The 19,823-nt window shown below is 57.3% G+C and carries 18 protein-coding genes; 5 read left to right on the top strand and 13 right to left on the bottom strand.

All coding sequences use genetic code 11. From position 1 onward, the window contains the following. Positions 1-23: 23 nt before the first annotated feature. The 3 genes from DSM3645_RS14100 to DSM3645_RS14110 all read right to left on the bottom strand — a co-directional run bounded on the left by DSM3645_RS14100 (position 24) and on the right by DSM3645_RS14110 (position 3,619). Positions 24-356: a hypothetical protein gene (locus DSM3645_RS14100; RefSeq protein WP_002652879.1), complete on the bottom strand. Its 333-nt coding sequence runs from the start codon at positions 354-356 to the stop codon at positions 24-26. Between the two features lie 194 nt (positions 357-550). Next, the gene (locus tag DSM3645_RS14105) at positions 551-1,492 is read right to left on the bottom strand and encodes a DUF1559 domain-containing protein (protein ID WP_002652880.1); all 942 of its coding nucleotides are present in this window, start codon (positions 1,490-1,492) and stop codon (positions 551-553) included. A 711-nt stretch (positions 1,493-2,203) separates the two neighbouring features. After that, positions 2,204-3,619 carry an MATE family efflux transporter gene (locus DSM3645_RS14110; RefSeq protein ID WP_081444823.1) on the bottom strand — a complete coding sequence of 472 codons (1,416 nt, stop codon included), beginning with the start codon at positions 3,617-3,619 and terminating at the stop codon, positions 2,204-2,206. A gap of 174 nt (positions 3,620-3,793) precedes the next feature. On the opposite strand from DSM3645_RS14110, the gene DSM3645_RS14115 reads away from it, so the two are divergent. Together DSM3645_RS14115 and DSM3645_RS14120 are read left to right on the top strand one after the other, a co-directional pair. After that, positions 3,794-4,762, top strand: a complete 969-nt coding sequence (locus DSM3645_RS14115; RefSeq protein WP_002652882.1) for a D-2-hydroxyacid dehydrogenase — start codon at positions 3,794-3,796, stop codon at positions 4,760-4,762. Positions 4,763-4,865: 103 nt separating this feature from the next. Continuing rightward, entirely contained in the window at positions 4,866-6,050 is a 1,185-nt protein-coding gene (locus DSM3645_RS14120) for a serine/threonine protein kinase (protein WP_002652883.1), read from the top strand. Between the two features lie 19 nt (positions 6,051-6,069). Here DSM3645_RS14120 and DSM3645_RS14125 read toward each other — a convergent pair whose 3' ends face one another. After that, positions 6,070-7,077: a Gfo/Idh/MocA family protein gene (locus tag DSM3645_RS14125; RefSeq protein ID WP_002652884.1), complete on the bottom strand. Its 1,008-nt coding sequence runs from the start codon at positions 7,075-7,077 to the stop codon at positions 6,070-6,072. A gap of 394 nt (positions 7,078-7,471) precedes the next feature. Here DSM3645_RS14125 and DSM3645_RS28315 point away from each other — a divergent pair, with 394 nt between their 5' ends. Together DSM3645_RS28315 and DSM3645_RS14135 are read left to right on the top strand one after the other, a co-directional pair. Beyond that, the gene (locus DSM3645_RS28315; protein ID WP_002652885.1) at positions 7,472-7,927 is read left to right on the top strand and encodes a thioredoxin family protein; all 456 of its coding nucleotides are present in this window, start codon (positions 7,472-7,474) and stop codon (positions 7,925-7,927) included. 32 nt (positions 7,928-7,959) lie between these two features. Continuing rightward, entirely contained in the window at positions 7,960-8,628 is a 669-nt protein-coding gene (locus tag DSM3645_RS14135) for a TIGR04283 family arsenosugar biosynthesis glycosyltransferase (RefSeq protein WP_161603342.1), read from the top strand. 277 nt (positions 8,629-8,905) lie between these two features. On the opposite strand, the gene DSM3645_RS14140 is transcribed toward DSM3645_RS14135, so the two are convergent. Together DSM3645_RS14140 and DSM3645_RS14145 are read right to left on the bottom strand one after the other, a co-directional pair. Further along, positions 8,906-9,433 (bottom strand): chemotaxis protein CheX, encoded by a 528-nt coding sequence (locus DSM3645_RS14140; RefSeq protein WP_002652887.1) that lies wholly within the window; start codon positions 9,431-9,433, stop codon positions 8,906-8,908. Positions 9,434-9,721: 288 nt separating this feature from the next. Continuing rightward, positions 9,722-11,761, bottom strand: coding sequence for a sigma-54-dependent Fis family transcriptional regulator (locus DSM3645_RS14145; RefSeq protein WP_002652888.1), 2,040 nt, complete (start codon positions 11,759-11,761; stop codon positions 9,722-9,724). 383 nt (positions 11,762-12,144) lie between these two features. Here DSM3645_RS14145 and DSM3645_RS14150 point away from each other — a divergent pair, with 383 nt between their 5' ends. Further along, positions 12,145-13,512 (top strand): DUF1598 domain-containing protein, encoded by a 1,368-nt coding sequence (locus DSM3645_RS14150; RefSeq protein WP_002652889.1) that lies wholly within the window; start codon positions 12,145-12,147, stop codon positions 13,510-13,512. A gap of 92 nt (positions 13,513-13,604) precedes the next feature. Here DSM3645_RS14150 and DSM3645_RS14155 read toward each other — a convergent pair whose 3' ends face one another. The 7 genes from DSM3645_RS14155 to sufB form a co-directional block, all read right to left on the bottom strand. Continuing rightward, on the bottom strand, positions 13,605-14,192 hold the full coding sequence (locus tag DSM3645_RS14155; protein ID WP_002652890.1) for a hypothetical protein: 588 nt from the start codon (positions 14,190-14,192) through the stop codon (positions 13,605-13,607). 6 nt (positions 14,193-14,198) lie between these two features. After that, positions 14,199-15,209 carry a hydantoinase/oxoprolinase family protein gene (locus tag DSM3645_RS14160; protein ID WP_002652891.1) on the bottom strand — a complete coding sequence of 337 codons (1,011 nt, stop codon included), beginning with the start codon at positions 15,207-15,209 and terminating at the stop codon, positions 14,199-14,201. Positions 15,210-15,231: 22 nt separating this feature from the next. Further along, the gene (locus DSM3645_RS14165; RefSeq protein ID WP_131282562.1) at positions 15,232-16,212 is read right to left on the bottom strand and encodes an ATP-grasp domain-containing protein; all 981 of its coding nucleotides are present in this window, start codon (positions 16,210-16,212) and stop codon (positions 15,232-15,234) included. A gap of 77 nt (positions 16,213-16,289) precedes the next feature. Next, the gene (locus DSM3645_RS14170; RefSeq protein ID WP_002652893.1) at positions 16,290-16,610 is read right to left on the bottom strand and encodes a metal-sulfur cluster assembly factor; all 321 of its coding nucleotides are present in this window, start codon (positions 16,608-16,610) and stop codon (positions 16,290-16,292) included. 18 nt (positions 16,611-16,628) lie between these two features. Next, positions 16,629-16,943, bottom strand: a complete 315-nt coding sequence (locus DSM3645_RS14175; RefSeq protein WP_002652894.1) for a non-heme iron oxygenase ferredoxin subunit — start codon at positions 16,941-16,943, stop codon at positions 16,629-16,631. Between the two features lie 29 nt (positions 16,944-16,972). Then, positions 16,973-18,292, bottom strand: coding sequence for a Fe-S cluster assembly protein SufD (sufD, locus tag DSM3645_RS14180; RefSeq protein WP_116344406.1), 1,320 nt, complete (start codon positions 18,290-18,292; stop codon positions 16,973-16,975). A gap of 106 nt (positions 18,293-18,398) precedes the next feature. Continuing rightward, a complete protein-coding gene (sufB, locus tag DSM3645_RS14185; protein ID WP_002652896.1) occupies positions 18,399-19,814 on the bottom strand; it encodes a Fe-S cluster assembly protein SufB in 1,416 nt (471 codons plus the stop codon). Between the last annotated feature and the right edge of the window lie 9 nt (positions 19,815-19,823).

The raw sequence follows: 19,823 nt of genomic DNA on the forward strand, positions 1-19,823 counted from the left end.
GCGAAGCTCTTCACTTGCCGGCTTTACCGACGTCGTCTTCGCTTCGATTGAAGATCAAAACTGATCTCGCCGTCTTCGGCTACCGAAGCTGCTAAGCCCGACGATTCGCTCACATAGGCGACCGGCACGGCCTTCTTTTCGGCCGTATAGCCGGCGATTTGCACAAGCTTTTCACCAGCGATGCAATCCAGCCTATAGCTGCCGTCGATGACGTCTCCGGAAGCGACGAAATCTGACCCATCGACCGGCGAAAAGATGACGCACCCCGATTGAAGCGGCTTCCCATCCAGCGTCACTTGGCCGCTGATCGCGAATGTTTCTGGACCGCGCGAACACCCCAATGCAAATAGCGACATTAGCGCTAACGGCGCACAAATTCGCCACCTACCCACCATTGATTTCATAACATGGGTTCCTTTTATGAACATATTATCGCAATAAACAAAGAGAATAGACGCCTTACCAGCGCGCAATCAGCGCTGCCGGCGCGAAGATCGTCGAACGCCGAGCCTGATCGCAGACCGCTGCGATCACTTGCGGGACGCCCCCGTTAGAACGGCGGGACTACCGAGCCGTCACCGCGATTCAACAGATCCTTATACACTTGGCCGCTCAGCGTATTCGGCAGAAACGAAACAGATGCGTCTGCACGGGTCGCCATGACGCCCCCGACATGGGCGCTGCGAAGATGATATGCCGTAAATGCACTCGCCGGCATCTCTTGCGTGGGCCGCCAGGGATTGTTGGCTCCGGCGCCGAAAGGAACGAAGTCCATCGAAGACGTGTTGATCTTACTGAATACCGCGCAGAACATCGTCTCCATTCCCCAGCCGTTCCAGTAATTGCCGATCGTGCAATTCTCTTGAGGGCTTTGACGAATCTCGCCAAACATCAAGGTGTTGCTCGTGCCGTCGGTGATATCCTTGAAATGGATGTGTGATTTCACAAAGAACAAGCCGTTCATACCGGTATTGTCGGTCGCCGATATAGCCGCCTCTTCTTGAGACAAAGCTTCCACGCCGGCGTTGCCGAGATAGTTCCCCTGAAAACCGTCTGTGCCAACCTTTCCGCCGTGGGGATCCGACGGGCAGACAAAGGCGCTCAAGACCGTTTTGCGCGACGTTTCGTCCCACTCATTGGCCGGGGTCGTCCCCATCGAACCCTTGATCGCGTCGTAGATGGCCGACTGCTCTACGAACGGCAGCGTCGCCACAAACCAGGTAGCGCGATTCGGCTGCTCCGTCACGTCGTCCAATTGTTGATTGTTGAACTGACCATATGGAAACGACTGAAACGTGTCATGGTAGTTGTGCATCGCCAAGCCCAACTGCTTCAAGTTGTTGGCGCACTGGATGCGGCGAGCCGCTTCGCGGGCTTGCTGCACGGCCGGCAACAGTAGAGCGATCAAGACGCCGATGATCGCGATGACCACCAACAACTCGACCAAGGTGAAAGCGCTACGGCGGCGTCCGCCGGACCAAGAGATCTGCATCTTAAGCGTCCCCTAAAGTATGGAAAATAAATTCAAAGCCTGTCGCACCTGCGCTAGGCCATTGATTCGCAACCGATGGGGCATGACGGGGTTGCGCTTATCCGCGGGGGCAGACGCTAAAATACGAAGGGCAATTCAACACTTCTATACTCCTGGAGCGGGGCCCCCCTGCGCATAACATGGCGTCAGGAAAATCTCTTTCTTCATTTCTTAATTCCACAATTCCCTCGAAGCCAAATAGCAATCGCTCGCTGATGAAGGAATGGCCCGAAACAAGAGATTTTGTGTCCAATATCACGTCGCACAACCGAGACTCCTCCAAAAGGACGCCGGAAACAAACGCACACTTTTACCCCAATCTTCCTGGTGGGGCCGACAAACCTCGGCGAACTATTTTCGTAATTTTTCGGACTTTGTCCGAACGGTCAGTGCCGGGGAATCAAAGAACATCCCCGGAGAGGCTGTTTGGTCGAGCCGATCCAAATGCCGCTTTCCCGAAATGATTGACGGTCGGCTGTCACTGACCAACCGCCTTTTTCATGTGCCGCTGGCCTTTTCAGCCAGTATCTTCTCTTTCCACCACTCGCAGATTCGGCAGCAAAGAAAATCGCTTCGCTTCTTTTCTTTGACTCGACCGCGTGGTGGACATAACTTCCCGCTTTGGGGCATCCTGCCGTCGATGCTGATTGTTGGCTTGGCGAGACTCTCCGCCTACGCCGAGACCAACTCAGGCTCGATTACTTTCATCCCGCGCCAGTTGCCCAGTAAGAAGCGGACCAGATTGGTCGCCGCCATTGCGAAGACCCAGAGGGTCATCACGACCCAGCAGGCGTACAAGCCGCCGCCGGCGAACAAAACCGCCGCGCCCACGCAGACCGGCACCAGCGAAATCACGCACGTGGCGATCATCACAAACTTGACGTCGCCGGCGCCTTTCAGCGCGCTGACAAACACCACGTTGGCCGCATCCAGCAAACAGAAAAGTGCGACAAATCGCAACAAAATCGTCGTCGTCGACAGGACATCTTCGGCGTGAGCGACGATGCCGGCGTCAGCGACTTTGTGGAACGCGAGAAAGATGTCTGGCAACGTCCAATAGATTGTCGCCATCACGCCGCTATAGATCAGCGCAATCGCAAAGCCTGACCAGGTCGCGTTGCTGGCGATCTCTGGCTGACCGGCGCCGATTTCTCGGCCCACTAACGTGGTCACGGCGATCCCGATCCCAATCAGCGGTACAAACGCGAAGCCGTTGATCGAAAAGGCCAAATTGGTCGCGGTCATCGCTTCAGACCCGAGCCGCCCCATCAACAGCAGAAAAAAGGTGAGCGCCGAGACCTCGAGCGCCAATTGCACGCCGCTCGCCGAGCCAAACCGCATCAAGCGGCGCATCACGTCCCAATCCCACAGCCGAGCTTCGCCAAAGCCAAAATTGCGCCAGTTGGCCGGCAGGACGATCAAACCGCCGTAGAGCGCGACCTTATACCACTGACTGATCACGGTCGCCCAAGCGGCGCCGGCGATTCCATCCGGCACAAACGAGACGTAGCCGAAAATGAAAAAGTAATCGAGGACCATATTGACCAGGCAAGAGCTGCTGTCGACCGCCATGACGACGCCGTTCTTTTGCCGGCCCGAGAAAAACGCCGACATCCCATTGGCGACTACTGCTGCGCCCCCGCCGTAGGCCAACACCCAGAAATAAACGCCTTCGAGCCGAGCGACTTCCGGCTCGACCGTGGTTGCGGCAAAGATGTAATAGGCGGGAATCGCCGCCAAAAAGAAGAAGGGAGCGACCACGCAGCCCCAGATCGCGCCTTGCACGACGATCGGCCCGATTCGGCGAGTCTCGCCGGCGCCGTTGTATTGCGAAACGAACGTATTTACATACGACGCGACGCCGATCGGAAAGCAGAGGAGTGAGAAGTGCAGCATGCCGGCCGGCAGCGAAGCGGCCATCGCTTCGGTGGAGTGCCAGAACAGAAACATGCGATCGACAAAGTTGGTCAGCGACCAAGAGGCGGTCGAAATCACTAGCGGCAACGCGACGAGCAAAACTTCACGAATTCCGCAGCGTCTTCCCCACCAAGAGGTGTTATTAGCAAGCAAGCGGGGTGAAGCGTCCATCGGGGGTAACCTAGCAGCGATATTTCGAATCGGTCTCCCCAGGACATCGTTGTCGCCGATAGGTTCGCCAATCGGTCACATTATATCCTTTGGCGGCTCAAACCGGTCTCACGCTTCTCCGCCGACCCGGGTACGATAGAAAAATAACGACGAAGTTTCTGCGAATTTGCCCCTATGAATATTGTTCTTTGCTATCAGACCGTTCCCGCTCATCTCGAACAGATCCGCGCCGTCGCCGGCGATTGGAACGTCATTGACGCCGGCCAGGAAGGGATCGCCGCAGCGCTGCCGCAGGCCGATATCTACTGCGGACACGCCAAAGTTCCGGTTCCATGGAAAGAAACGGTCGCAGCGGGGCGGCTGAAATGGATTCAATCTTCGGCCGCCGGAATGGACCACTGTCTGGTCCCGGAAGTCATTTCTTCGGAAATTTCGGTCACGAGCGCCTCGGGATTGTTCGCGAATCAAGTCGCCGAGCAGACGATGGCGCTGCTGTTGGGGGTAATTCGCTCACTGCCGACCTTCTTTCGAGCGCAGTTGAAAAAAGAATACATCCGGCGTCCAACCGGCGACCTGCATGGCAAAACGGTCGGGATTGTGGGTCTCGGCGGAAATGGACGACGCTTAGCCGAAATTTTGGCGCCGTTTCAAATTCGCATCATTGCGACCGACTATTGTCCCTACGACAAACCGCCCTGCGTCGATGAGTTGTGGCCTGCCGACCGCTTGCACGATTTATTGTCACAGTCCGATGTTGTGATCCTCGCATTACCGCTAAATGACGAAACTCGAGGGCTATTCGACACCGATCAATTTGCAGCGATGAAAACGGGCGCTATCTTTATTAATGTGGCTCGCGGCCAAGTGGTTCGGGAGTCCGCCCTCATCCACGCATTAACTTCTCAGCATCTGTCCGCCGCAGGCGTTGATGTGGCCGAAGTTGAACCCTTGCCCCCCGAAAGCCCGCTCTGGGATTTTGACAATGTGATAATTACTCCTCACGTCGGCGCCCAAGGCCGAACCCGTAACGACGACGTCACTGACTTGTTTTGTGAAAACCTGCGTCGTTTCCGTACGAACCAATCCTTAATCAACGTTGTTGACAAACGCCTCGGATTCCCGCTCCGAAACGCCCCCGCGTAATCGGCTTTGTTGGCGACGCAGACAGCGGTTTTGGCGTTTCCGATGAAACAGATTCGTCTAGACGCTTTTCCATCATGCTTCTTAAGATGATTCGGTCCGAGTAATGGCAGACTCCGAATTCCCCGCCGGTGAAGATATGGCCCAGCCGATGCTCACCACCACGCGCCACGACCTGCATCCTACGCTCACTTTCAGCGAGGGAAAAACGTATAAGTGTCCTGAGGATCTGTTACGGCGGTACGACGAGCTCGTCCATGCCAAACGATCAAGTTGGACCGAACATTACAAACTGCGGCGGCTGTTGGGCTGCGGCGGACAGGGGATGGTCTTTTTGACCGAGCGCCGCGGCGCCGATGACTTCACCATTCCGTTGGCGGTCAAGGTATTCTCGCCTGAGCGCTACGAAGGAATTCACTCGTACGAAGCGGCGATGTCGCGCATCGCGCATATCGCTTCGCGCGTCGCCCAGATTCAACAGCACAACCTGCTAGAAGTCCATAACTTCCTCGATCGTCGCCGGATTCGCGTGATGGTGATGGAATGGGTCGACGGCTATGACTTGCAAGAGCTGCTCACGCCGGGCATGGTCGAACGTATTCGAGACCGCGTCACGCAAAAGCGGTGGGAATATATCAATCAGGTGATCGTCACCAAGGGGCCGCAACAGCCCCGTTTCAAACCGGGCGTCGCCGTCGCAATCGTACGCGATTGTCTAGCGGCCCTGGCGGCGCTGCATCGCGAAGGCATCGTCCACGGCGACGTAAAGCCGTCGAATATGATGCTGAAGCGGACCGGCACGGCCAAGCTGATCGACATCGGCTCGGCCTTTCTGATCGAATCGCCTCCGAAAGAGCGGACCTGCACTCCTTCGTACGCAGCGCCGGAAGTGCTGGAAGGGAACGAAGCGTCGCCCCGCAGCGATCTGGCGAGCTTGGGCTATGTGCTGATCGAAATGCTGGCCGGACGATCGCTGTTTGGCGGGATCAACAACTATCGCGAATTGCTAGAAGCGAAGCGTTTTCTGGCGCAGCGATTAAACGATATTTTGCCGGCCGAGGTCGCCTGCAACGAATTGCTGATGAGCTTCTGTCGCGGCCTGATCGCCCCCGACCCGATGCGCCGCTTTCCGTCGGCCGAAGACGCCGAACTCCGCAAAGGAGGCGCCGCCGCATTCCACCGTCAATTGGTCAAAGGCGACATGGCGAGCGAATACGACAACGAAATTCGCCTGTGGGTGGAAGAACTGCGCGACTTGGATGAAGAGATGGACGAGACGGTGGAAGAGTAGGGGGCGCGATTCGACTCTTCTACGCCGCGTCGATCTCGACGCGGGTGCGGCTCTCGTAGCTCTCGTCGGCGGCCCGCATAACGCGCAGCGCACAGTCGACGTCGTTCAAGCAACTGGTGTTGCGCAGCAAGCTGGTGACGCTACGGTGAAAGAGACTGAGCATTTGCTCGCCGACGGGGCGCTCGTGATCGAGCGACTCCATATGACGGCCGGCCTCGTCAAACCAGATCAACGTCGACGGCAGGTCGACGAACGCGACTCCATTGGCGCAGCAGACCTGCAAAGCGGCAGGGGGGCGAAACGAGGAAGCTTCGGGCCAGCGATGTTGCAAATAACTGCCAGCGCTGATCTGGGCGATGACCGGTGAACCGCCGGTGGGTGAGTCGAACTCGACGCTCAACATCTCGTAATCGAGATTGTTATCGGCATCTTTGCGGTGCTGAACGCCGAAGACAGTTTGCGCTTCAGAGCCGACCACATAGCGGCACCAATCGACCAATTCGGCGACATGACGCTTGACGGGGCGCGGTCCAAAGCGATCGGCGGCCGCATTTTCGGGCTTCCGGATTCGCTCGTGACAAAAGAGCAACTGAGGCGCTCCGAGGCGCGTCGCGATCAATTCTTTCAAGCGAATCGTCGCCGGCGAATGCCGCCGCGGAAATTCGGCCATGAACGCGATTCCGGCCCGATCGACCGAATCGCGGAGATTGGCCGAGTTGGCGCCGGCGATTTCGAGAATCGACGTGCAATAGAAGGCTTTTCCTTCTTCGCAGGCCGCAATCAGCGGCTCGACGCCGTGCCACTGCGGGCCGAGCATCAAGACGGCCTCGATCTCGGGAGCCGCAACCAGCTTGCGAAAGCCGTTCACCGCTTTGGCGCCGATCTGCCGAGCGGCGTTTTCGGCTCTTAGCGATACTTCGTCACAGATCGATTCGACATGAAATCGATCTCCCAGAGCTAGGAGAGCCGGTCGATGACGAGAATCCCATTCTGGCCCAAGCCCGATAACACCTACTCGCAGACGCATGAACTGGCCGTTTAGAATAAGACTAAGATGTTCCGCTGCTTAAGGATAGCGTTTTTGCACCATCAGGCAATGGTTGAAGGTTGGACGCACCCCGGAAGTAGGTATAGGGGAATTGCGCCGTTTTTTATAACAGGGAAGTCCTTGCAGGTTGTAACGTCTCAGTTAAACTGTGGCGTTAATCGTGACTTTGGAAGACCCAAAACCCATGTCGCAGGAGCGCAGCACGGTTTCCCCCTTACCTAGGGCAAGGTAAAGACTGACGTCGCAGGATGTGGTTCGGACGGATCGCTTCTGACTCGAGTTCTCCTCGTAAGTTCGTCCAGGCTTTTTCCACGCCACCGGTAAATGTTTCATTACCGCTGCGCGATGTTGACAACGCACAAAGGACTTACCTATGCATGGCGTTCTGCTCGCCGTACTGCTGCAAGCTACCATGGCTGGTGGCGAACATGACTACCCCGCCGCTTTTCGCTCGGCTGACGAAACTGGCAAACCGCTGCTGATTCTTGTGGGAACCAATTGGTGCCCTGGTTGTGTGACGATGAAGCGTTCGGTGATGCCGTCGTTGCTTCGCAAAGGGAAACTGTCTGGCGTCGCCTACGCCGAAGTGGACGCCGATTCGCAGTCGACTCTGGCGGGTCGGCTGATGCAGGGAGGTTCGATCCCGCAATTGATCCTCTACCGTAAGACGAAGACCGGCTGGCGTCGTTCGCTGTTGGTCGGCGCCCAGTCCGAGTCAACGGTCGAAACCCTGGTGGAACGCGCTGTCGAAATGCAAGCGTCGCAACAATCTCTCCCCGGCGAGCAAGCCGTTGTGACCGCTTCGCATTCGGAAACTGAGAGCAAATAGTTGCAGCGAGAAACCGCCTGGTGCGAGTTTCGGTGATAACCGCGGCTTTGAATGAAGAAGCCAATATTCAAGCCGCGGTCGGTTCGGCGCAAGCTGCTGGCGCTGATGAAATCATCGTCGTCGATGGTGGAAGCGCCGATGCGACCATCGCGTTGGCGACGCAAGCGGGCGCGACCCTGATTCATTCTCCCCCGGGTCGTGCGATTCAACAAAATGCAGGCGTCGCCGCATCCAGCGGCGACGTGCTGCTTTTCTTACACGCCGACTGTCGGCTTGCGGCCGAATCGATCTCGCAGATTCGTCAGCGGGACGACGGCTTTGTCTTCGGCGCGTTTCGCCAAAAAATTGACGCGGCGCCAATCCTCTATCGACTAGTCGAATGGGGAAACGACCTGCGGATTCGCTGGCTGGGATTGCCGTATGGAGATCAGGCGATCGCCGTCCGTCGAGCGGCCTTCGAACAAGCGGGACAATTTGCCAACGTCCCATTTCTGGAAGACTATCTGCTATCGCGAAAACTGCGGCGGCAGCATTGGCCGACGCTTTTGCCGGGCCCCGTGATCACATCGGCGCGACGCTGGCGCAAGCAGGGCGTGATTCGGCAAACCCTTTTGAACTGGCGCCTATTGGCCGCCTATCACCGCGGCGTTCCGCTCGAGGAGTTGGCCGCGCGCTATCGACGGCACGATCAGCCGAAGTGACCCGAGTTCTCTCGGTAGCCCGAGGCGCACCTTTTGAAGCCATTTCCATGGTTGGCCGCGATAACTCCGCAATCGGGGCGGCGCAGCCGTAGGAAGCATCTGTTCCCCGTAAGCAGTTCAGGGCATTTCGTCATTTCAAACGGTGCAGCGACTAGCGAAATAAGTCCGACCGCGGCCCGGTGATGCGAAGTTTTCAACCGCATTCCCTCGGCTCGCGCCTCGGGCTACGATGGTTGAATCGAGCCTAGATCCGGACCGGATGTCATTCTGCTCTTGCTTATAGACGTAAGAATGACATGCTGACGCTCATCAAGCGATCTTCCAGCATCACCGCTTCTGGGTCGGCGTTTTCAAAGGTAGCGCTGACGAACTCTAGTCCGCGTGCGAACGCCATTTGGTACCCTTCGCCAACGATCACCGAGGGAACGGTAATTCCTTGGAAGGCCCACGGGCTTCGCGCGAGTTTCGATTTAATGCCGCCGCAAATAATGTTGGTTAGTTCGCCGGCTCCGTCGACAACTTGCGACGTCAACTTGCCGAACTCGTCCTGCAGCAGTCCTTCGACCGCTTTGATCACCAATCGCTCTGACATGTTTACGGTGATGAAACCGGAAACCTTGCCATGCACGCCGATGATGCCGGTGACTAGGCCTTTTTCACCCATCGGCACTGCGGCGACGCCGACGCAGCGCGCCGTCATGTTGCACATCGAAAGTGCGCCGCTGACCGATTCGATAACGGCCTGCGTTAAGGTTGGATCGGTGCAGGTAAAGCTGGCCGAGCTATTTGCTTCTGCTGTCGCCATGATTGGTCGCCGCCGTCGATGGTGCTTGAATTGTGGTCAATTCGCGGCTTGCTTTGGCCGCACAATTCCAGAAAAGTATTCGCTACGATTAAGGATTGAAGCGGAGAATCAACCGCGAACGTCCGTTTTCTGAAAGGTCAATTCCGCCGAAACTCGTAGAAATGCCGCGATCGACAAAATTGGAACGCTGGCAATGGTTTCGCGATCGTATTTCGCGTGAATCGTCAGAGCAATCGTTTCAATCGCACCTTGCGAGTCCCCGCATGCAACGGCCTTCCCAGCGGCGTACTAGCGCTGGATCGTCGTATTGGGACGAAGTTGATAGCGACGAATCTTGCGATCGAGCGTCGATCGTTCGATTCCTAGAATGCTGGCCGTGCGACTTTTGTTCCAGCCGGTCGACTCCAGCGTCAACGCAATATGGCGACGTTCGACTTCCGCCAACGAAGCCGGCTCATACACATCCGAGAGGGAAATATTGTCCGCGGTGTCTCCCGAGGTCGCCAAGTTCGACAGCGCCAAATCGTCGATCTCGATCCGTTCTCCCTGCGCCAATACGACCGCTCGCTCGATCACATTCTTCAGTTCGCGCACGTTGCCGGGCCAGCGATACTTTTTCATGTGTTCGTAAGCAGCTTGCGTAAAACCAAGCAACTTGCGGCCGGTCTCGGCGTTGTACTTTTCCAGAAAGTGACTCGCCAGTTCGACGATGTCTTCGGGGCGCTTGCGGAGCGGGGGAGCGGTGATCTCGACTACGCGCAAGCGGAAATAAAGATCGCGGCGGAACCGTCCCCGCTCGACTTCTTTTTCCAAGTCGCGATTGGTCGCGGCGATCACGCGCACATCGACCTGCACCGGCTCGCTGCCGCCGACGCGTTCAAAGGGATGGCCTTCGAGGACGCGCAAAAACTTGGCTTGAATCGCTTCACTCATTTCGCCGATTTCGTCGAGCATCAGCGTGCCGTTATGCGCTGCTTCAAACTTCCCCATCTTGCGATCGGTAGCGCCGGTAAACGCGCCTCGTTCGTGACCGAACAACTCGCTTTCCAACAACGATTCGGAAAGCGCGGCGCAGTTCAAGCAGACGAACGGCCCTTTCTTGCGGGGGCTGGCGAAGTGGACCGCGCGGGCGACCAATTCTTTGCCGACGCCGCTTTCGCCGCAAATCAGCACCGTCGCTCGGCTGGGCGAAGCGCGGGCGATTTGCTGCTGCAGCGACATGATCAACGGGCTACGACCGACGATCTGGCTTTCGGCCCCCAGCTTCTTGCGCAGTTCGTCAATCTCGACCTGCGTTTGGGAGATCGTCTCGGTCAGTTCGAGCTGGCGGCCGAGATTCTTGAGCGCCAGCGCGACGTTATCGGCCACGGCCAACGCAAACTCAAGGTCATCGGGATCGGGGATTCGTCCGGCGTCGGTCGAGTAAAGATGGACCACGCCGATCGCGCGGCCATCCTGACGAATCGGCGCACAGAGGACGCTGGTCGCGTGGATGTCTCCTTTGCTATCGCGAATGCCGAAGCGACTATCGTCCATCACGTTGCGGGCCAGCACCGCTTCTCCTTCACGCAGCACGGTGTTGGCCAAGAAACGCGAGACGCGGTGATAGTTCGGTCCTTTGTCGGCGCGCGAGGCGATCAGTTCGAGATCCTTTTCGGTCGCGATACCTTTGTGACTGCGCGGCAACAGCAGCACGGCTCCGGCGTCGATGCTCGTGCACTCAAACAGCCCTTCCAGCGCCAGATTGGCGACCGCGGTAATGTCGGTCTGGTTGGCGAGATCAAACGCCAACTTACACAACAACGTCGCCGCTTTACCCACCTTGGGGATCGTCGATGCGTCAGTCTCTTTGCTGACTTCCACCGCTTTGAGGAACTTGGTTTCTCCGCGGCGATGCGTGATTGTGGTCGGTTCGGCGATGTCGAGAACGTGCTCCCCTTCATCCACCGTGCGAAACGTCGAAGGATCGTTTTGCGTGACATCGTTGAAAAGATGGGCGCTGCTGCCAGATCCGTCCGGAAAGGCGGTATTCAGATCCTGGACAAACGCCAACTGCATGCTGGCGATCCGAATGACCTGGCCAAAATCGAGTTGCCAGTCCCCCCGAATCGGATTTTCCCCGACAACCGTCCCATTGCGAGAGTCGAGATCGCGCAAAATCCATTCCCCCTCCGAGAGGAATATCTCCGCATGATAACGACTGCAACGGTCATCCTTGATCACAATTTGGTTGGTCGGCGCACGACCGATCGTGACCGTATGACCCGGTACGAGACGAAAAACGTCGGTCCAATTCGAACCTTCTCGGATAATCAAAAAGGCGACCATCAGGAAATTTAAATGCCGTCCCTTGCTTTTTCAGCGTAAGTGCTTACCAGAAAAAAACTTAAGCCATCTACCGAGATCCTCGGCGGCCGTTGCAGCGCTGGTTTATTAAATTATAGGTAACTTCGCTCTCCAAGGACGAGGCGGCAATTTCCTGGCGAATAATTCAATTCCGTAGAACTTGGGTAACTTGGCGGACGTTTTCTTGCAAATACCGCAGTCCGGAACTATCGTAAGTTTGTGTAGTTTCTTGCCCTCCTGTCGAATTTCGCCGCGGAGGGGACGCTCACTCTTCAGATTCCTTCTCGGGTTCTCCGGGAACCAATACGCAAGTCAGACGCTTTGGGTGCACGTCATTTTCGCCAGCATCCCTCAGGAGTTTCGCAATGATTCGGACCGTGAGTTATCTTTCCACTAAATCTCTGCTATTGCTAGTGGTTACGGCGTTAGCCGTTCCGACAGCAGCGATGGCAGGGCACCAGAACTTCCGCTCCAATTCGGTCGGTGGTATCTCGATCGACGCCCAAGGGGTCGTGGGTCTGGCCAGCGTCGATTCGCAGCGGATGCTGCGGGCCGAAATGGTGAAAGCGTTAGAGAAGGCCCCCGGCGAACTTAACGCACCGACCGAGATGCGGAAAGTGTCGCTGCGTGGTTTGAACGCGGCCATCAAAGACGCCCAAGAGAACAACCTGGGCGTGCTTCCGGACGAAGTGAAATACCTGGCCGGTCTGCAACGCATCGAATATGTCTTCGTCTATCCCGAAGAGAACGATATTGTTTTGGCCGGTCCCGGCGAAGGCTGGACAGTTGACGATCACGGCGCCGTCGTCGGCGTGACGACCGGCCGACCGGTCTTGCTGCTGGAAGACCTGGCCGTCGCTCTGCAATCAGTCGACAATGCTCGCAACGGCGGCATTACTTGCTCGATCGATCCGACCCAACAAGGTCGCGTCAACTTCAAACAATACATGAGCAACGTGACGCGTGCGTCGCAGATGTCTCCGGCCTTGGTTCAAGGCATCGAACGAGCGATGGGGATGCAGGACGTCACCGTCCAAGGCGTTCCGCAAACGAGCCACTTCGCTCGCGTGCTGGTCGGCGCCGACTACCGCATGAAGCGAATCGCGATGGGACACGACAAGGCCCCGGTTCGCGGTTTGAAGAGCTTTGTTGAAACGGCCTCGGTCGCAGTGCTAAATGCAAACGCCGCGCCTCGTTGGTGGTTGGCCTGCAATTATGAACCGCTCGCCAAAAGCGAAGATGGCCTGGCCTGGCAATTGCGTGGCCCCGGCGTCAAAGCGATGACCGAAGACGAGATCATCACCGCGGACGGCAAGGTCCAACAGACCGGCAAAGAAGGCTTGGCCGCCAAAGCTTGGGCCGACAAGATGACCGCGAATTACGAAGAGCTGTCAGGCGAAGACAAGATCTTCGGCGAACTGCGCAACATCATGGATATGTGCGTCGTGGCCGCGCTCATCTCCAAAGAAAACATGCTGAAGAAAGCGAATCTCGATTTGCCGATGCTGGGAGACGCGGCCAACTCGATGATCCAGTCCGAATACTACGCTCCGAAGAATGTCCCGAGCATCGTCAGCGCCGGGAAAAAAGGGAGAAACTGGGTCATCACCGTCTCTGGCGGCGTCGACATCGACTCGTGGACGGTCGCCAGCAACAGCGAAGCGGTCCCGACCATGCAGCCGCTGCGAGAACAGAACGCCAAAAGCGGCGACGCGACTTGGTGGTGGAACTAGTTCTTAACGCTGGATCAAATAGACAAAGAGGGCCGCGTCTGACGCGGCCCTTCTTTTGTGCGCCCGCCATAACCTGGGGTCCCCCGATGTTTTTATCCTCGCAGGTTCGCCCAGGTCACGTTGACGCCTAGGGCCGCTGCAGCGAACTGGGAGTCGACGGCGCCGGCTTGGGTCCAATCGTCTGCGGTCTCGCCTGGACGTTCACACGACTTCAACAGGACGAGCGACGCGGCCTGCCAATGCTGAGCCAGCGTCGCGGAGATCGAATCGCTGGTCAACGTCCAATCGAGCGAGTTCGAGCTCAACGTCGGCTCGACCTCGTCCAGCCAATAGTCGATCACGTTCCAGACGCCGACGTACGAGTCGCAACAGGTCCCTTGAGCAGCGGAGGCCAAAACGCGGCGCAGCGGGTCCGCTTCGCGAACCAAGTCGAGCGTCGGCAATAGCGCGGCAAGCGCCTGCGATCCTAACTCCATGCTGCGTAGCGCCAGCAGATGCGCAGCAGGGGAGGGGAGCTGTTGAATCGCGTCAAACCGGCGGACGGCGTCGGCGAACATGCCGCCGCCGGCGATAAACGCCGTTGGCATCGGCGTTTGCTGAGCGAGCCAGACCTCCACGCGTCGCCCCAAGTCGGGCAAGTCGAAGAGACTCCCTCCCAGTTTGACGACGCGTAGATTCATGCCGCGTTACCAGTTTTCTTCCGCCCAGACCGCCAACGCGAACGCCGGGCCGCAGCGAGCGGCGCGATCGTTGATTAAGTCCGAAAGATAAATCCGCTGCGAAGTAACGCCGGCGGCGTCCAAGATCGCTTCCGCCAAAAAATCGCCATGTCCTGAGATGACGACCAACTCTGGCGACAAGCTATTGGCGCTCATCGCATGTTCCCAGCGCGCGGCCGCGAACTTCACCTGCTTGCGATACAACTCACGAGCCATCTCGTTGACTTCGGTCCAGGTCAGCTCTTCGGCGTCGGCACAGACCATGCGGGCTAGTCGCGATTTGGCGAATTCACGCGTCGCCGGTCGACCATCGGCGGTCTCGTGATTCTCGGTCGCTTCGTCGATCAGCCCCATCACCAGAAAGATATCGAGCGAAGTCGCGAACAATTCGGCCGCGAGGGGACAGTCAGCGCCGCGCAGTTTGACCGTTTGGGCCATCGCGCAGATCGGCGTACGCTCGATGCCTGAATAAACTAACTCGCCCGAGAGCAAACGTTCGGGATCGGTTCGTCCTACGTTGAGCAGCTGGCCGTCACGAATCGGCACAAAGTCGGTCGTCGTCGAACCGACATCGATCACCGCGCCATCTCCCTTGGGCGGAAAGTGACGACATGCGTAGCGTCCCAAAGCGTGCCAGTTGGAAGCCGCTGCGTCCAACGGACGTTCCGCCGCCGACGAGACCGACGCCAACTCGCCGGTGGTCAGGTAGACCCGAATCTCACCATCTTTGAAGACGTCCTGAACGCTGGAAAGGATAAAGCGAACCCCTTCCTGCTTGGTCCCAAAACAATCGGCCAACTCGCCGGTCATGGTTAACGCTAAGCGCTGGAACACGGGCGCATGTTCGCGAACTTCCTTTAGGAATTCAGGCAACTCGTCGCGGCGTTTCCAAAGTGGAAACTCCATCGAATCGGCGTAGCCAGAAGCGTTGGCGAGTTTGATATTGGCTCCGCCAACGTCGAGAGCAAGTACCGGCATCAGTTTTTCACCGTAGACGTCGTCAAAGTTTGAATTGGTACGCTTCGCTGGAAAACTCTATTTCGATCGGTTCGCCCAAAGCGAACGACAGCATCGCCGCTGACAAGTTGCCGCGACACAGCTGACGCAATCCGAAATAGGAAGTGGTCAAGCGAGGATTGATCTCAATGGCGAAATCACCGCCATCCTTCGCGTTCAAAATCATATCAACGCCGATATAACCCCGAAAAGGAGGCAGACCCGCAGCGCAGCGTCGCGCCAACGCCTGAGCACGCGACTTTAGCTCCTCAGAAAGGGACCAAGAGCCTCCGCGATATTGAAATCCATTGCAACTGTCGATCAGCTGGATTGCCGGTGGGAGCAAAACGAATTGATTTCCGTCACTCAACACGCCTGCACTGACAGGCAAACCATCACAGAAGGTTTGAACAATGGCTCCGGGTCGTTCGGCCAATTTTTCTGCAGATTCTAAAAAATCGATATCTTGCGAGCCTGCCCCATCTCGCGGCTTGCAAACATAGCGCTCGCCGTCGTCGGCGCGGGTGAAGTCTTTCGCGAGCCAAGTGGGCGGCGTTGGAACTCCGGCGCGAAGCCAAGATTGGTAAGTCTTCCATTTATCGCCGGCGATTGCAACCGAGTCCGAACCGGGGCTAATCAAGCGAGCCGCTCCCGCTTCGGCCCAGCGTACGCGCTCTATCAGAAGAGAGTCAAACTCGGGGGCGATCACCAAAACGGCGTCCGCTCGCTCACAGGCGGCCTCAAACGCGGTTCGTTCTTTCGCCGCCGAAGTAACGACCAACTCTTCGCATGCAGGCATCGCCGCGGCGACTAGTCGTGGGTCTCGCAACAGAGAGACAGCGACGCTGGCCTCCAACAGTCCGTCGACAACCGCCGACCGCATCAACGTGCCCTCGGCCAAAAGAGAACCGGAGGGGGAGGGCGAGTTGGGCAACGAGAAAAGTCCACCACCGGTGATGAACTCATATACAAAGACGCGTTTCACGGCGCGAACCTCTTGGTAGCCCGACGTGCGAGTATTGAGGTTGGGCTTTCTCGAGCCAAGTGAACGCTAGCCGCTTTTTAAAAGATGCCGAGCTGATCGCGGGCGTCTTCCGTCATGCGATCTGGGGTCCACGGCGGTTCCATGACGATCTTCACTTCGACCTCTTTGACCCCTTCGATTTGACCGACAAACTGTTTGGTTTGTCCAATCAGCTGCGGGCCAGCAGGGCAAGCCGGGCTGGTCATCGTCATTTCGATCAAGACGTTCGACATTTCCGGCTCGTCGGCCGGCTGGACATCGATGACGTAAACCAAGCCGAGATCGACGATGTTGACGAACAACTCAGGGTCGATCACTTTTTTGATTTCTTCGCGGACGGAATCTTCGCTAATCGCCATTGAACTGATTCTCCTCTACTAACTGCGAAGCCGAACCCAAACGGCGCCGTCTTCTACTTTGACTTCGTGACAAACGGTCGCTCGCGTCGCGGGCATCGTAAGCGCCGCACCGGTGCGAATATCAAACTTGGCGCCATGCCGCGGACAGGCGATCGTACACCCTTCCAAACGGCCTTCGCCTAGCGGACCATCGTCGTGCGTGCAAACATCGTCCAGGCAAGAAAATTGCCCATCGACATGAAACACCACCACGACTTGATCGTCGACTTCAAAAACGCTTTTGCCAGGATCCGCAATCGCATCTACCGACGCGACACGTACAAATTCAGCCATGTATTCTTGGTGCTTTCTAGCCGCGTTTTTTATTCGTAATCGCGAACGCGAACAGCGATCGCTTTGCCCAAAGCTTCCCGCACGCTTTCGACCGGAATCCGATCAAAGACTTGCTGGAAGAAACCGATCACGATCGCACGAATCGCCTCTTTTCGCGTAAAGCCGCGGCATTGGGCGTAAAAAATTTGTTCTTCGTCGACGCGGCCGATTGTCGCGCCATGCGTGCAACGGACGTCGTCCGCTTCGATCTCTAAGCCGGGAATCGAATCGGCGCGGCAATGCTCGGTCAACAACAGGTTGTCGTTCCGTTGATAGCCGTCGGTCTTTTGCGCGTCTTTGTCGACCTTGATCATCCCGCGCCAAACGGTGCGTGAGCGATCTTGCAGGGCCGTTTTGTACAGAAAGTTACTGCGGCAATTGGGGGCTTCGTGATGCTGCAACGTGTGGTACGACAGGTGCTGCCGACCTTCGGTGAACATCACCCCGTTCACTTCGCTCTCGGCGCCGACGCCGGCCAACGCGACATGCTGATTGACCTTCGACAGCTTGCTGCCGAGCGCGCCGATCGTCCACTGGATGTGGGCGTCACGCTCCACAATTCCTTTTTGATGGGCGAAGTGCCAAACGCCGTGTCCCCAGTTTTGCAGATTGATATAGCGCAGGCGGGCCCGTGGGTGAACGAACAGTTCGATCGCTCCGCAGTGGAGCCCCGGGGCGCTCTCATCGATGCTGGCCGTCTCGTTCAGCATGGTCGCTTCGGCGCCTTCGTCCAGGATCACCAAAGTGTGACCCAGATCAACGCCGCCGGCGCCCAACAACGACAACGCATGCAACGGTTTTTTCACCACCACGCCGCGCGGTACGTACAACACTTGTCCCGTGGTGAAGAACGCGGCGTGCATCGCCGAGAACTTGTCGAAATGAGGATCGACGGCATGGGCGAAATGCTTACGCACGATCTCGGGATGCGAAGCCAACACTTCGGAGAAACTGCCGAAGATGACTCCCTGGGCTTTCAGTTCTTCGGAAAGCTCGGAAGAGACGGTCCGGCTGTTGTACGAAACCAGGCGACCGCCGAGATCGACTCCTTCGGTCAACAGACCGCTGGGCAAATCGGCTGGGATCTCGGTCAGTTCGGCCGGCAGGTCAAATTTGTCGAGATGGAAAGTGCGGATATCGGTCCGCATCCACTCTTCTTCTTTGCGCGAAGGCATCGCCTTTTCGCAAAAGGTTTCAAACGCGGCGCGGCGAAGATCGACCAGCCACGCAGGCTCTTGTCGCTTGGCGATCAATTCGTCGAGCGCGGAGGCGTTGAATTTGGCGGTGTCAGTCACGGCAGTAACGCCCATCGGCATAACTCTATTAGCGGAAGTGTCTCAGTAAGAAAACAGTTTCGGCCGGCCCCAGGGCAGTGGGCCCGGCCGAACTGCAATTAATCGGGGGGAACGATCTGGACTAACCGACCGAACCTTCCATTTGCAATTCAATCAAGCGGTTCAACTCGACGGCGTATTCCATCGGCAGTTCCTTGACTAGCGGCTCGATAAAGCCGTTCACGATCATCGTGCTCGCTTCCGACTCTGACAAGCCACGGCTCATGAGGTAGAAGAGTTGTTCTTCACCGATGCGAGAAACGCTCGCTTCGTGACCGATCGAAACGTCGGGCTCGGCGATTTCGATGTAGGGATAGGTATCGCTACGGCTTTGCGGGTCGAGAATCAACGCGTCGCAGACGACGCTCGACTTCGAGCCGGTAGCGCCTTCTTCGACCTTGACCAAACCGCGATAGCTGCCGCGTCCCCCATCCTTCGAGATCGATTTCGACACGATCTGTCCGGTGGTGTTCGGAGCACAGTGCACCAGCTTGGCGCCGGTGTCTTGATGCTGTCCCTTGCCCGAAAACGCGATCGATAAAATCTCGCCGCGAGCGCCCGGCTCCATCATGTAAACGGCCGGGTACTTCATCGTGAGGTGACTTCCCAGGTTGCCGTCGACCCATTCCATGGTCGCGTCGCGATAAGCGAGGGCTCGCTTGGTCACCAGGTTGTAGATGTTGTTCGCCCAATTCTGAATCGTCGAATAACGACAACGCGAACCCTTTTTGCAAATCACTTCGACCACGGCCGAGTGCAAGCTTTCGGTCGTGTACATCGGGGCGGTGCACCCTTCGACGTAATGGACCTGGGCGCCTTCGTCGACGATGATCAGCGTCCGCTCGAACTGGCCCATGCTCTCGGCGTTGATCCGGAAGTAAGCCTGCAGCGGGAAGTCGATCTTCACTCCTTTCGGAATGTAGATAAACGAACCGCCCGACCAAACGGCCGAGTTGAGCGCGGCGAATTTGTTGTCGTCCGGCGCGATGACCTTGCCGAAGTATTCGCGAAGCAGTTCGGGATGTTCGCGAACGGCCGTGTCGGTGTCAGTGAAGAGAACTCCCTTTTTGGCGAGATCCTCTTGCAACGAACCGTAGACCACTTCACTCTCAAACTGCGCCTTGACCCCAGAGAGATACTTGCGTTCCGCTTCCGGAATCCCGAGCCGCTCAAACGTATCTTTGATCTCGGCCGGGACGTCGTCCCAAGTGTGCCCCTGACCATCGGTCGGCTTCAGGTAGTAGAAGATGTCTTGGAAATCAATCGCGATGTCGCCGCCCCATTTGGGCATCGGCTTCGAGTTGAAGATCTCCAGCGAGTCCAACCGGAACTTGCGCATCCAATCAGGCTCGTTCTTGATGTCCGAGATCTGATTGACCACTTCGGCGTCGACCCCTTTACGGGCCTTGAAAATGCCGGTGGTTTCGGTGCGAAAGTCGTATTTGTTGATCTCACCGACCGGAGACTCGAGCGCGTCTGTCGTAATATCAGTCGCCATATTCTTGCT

The organism is Blastopirellula marina DSM 3645, assembly GCF_000153105.1.
Taxonomy (GTDB): Bacteria; Planctomycetota; Planctomycetia; order Pirellulales; family Pirellulaceae; genus Blastopirellula; species Blastopirellula marina.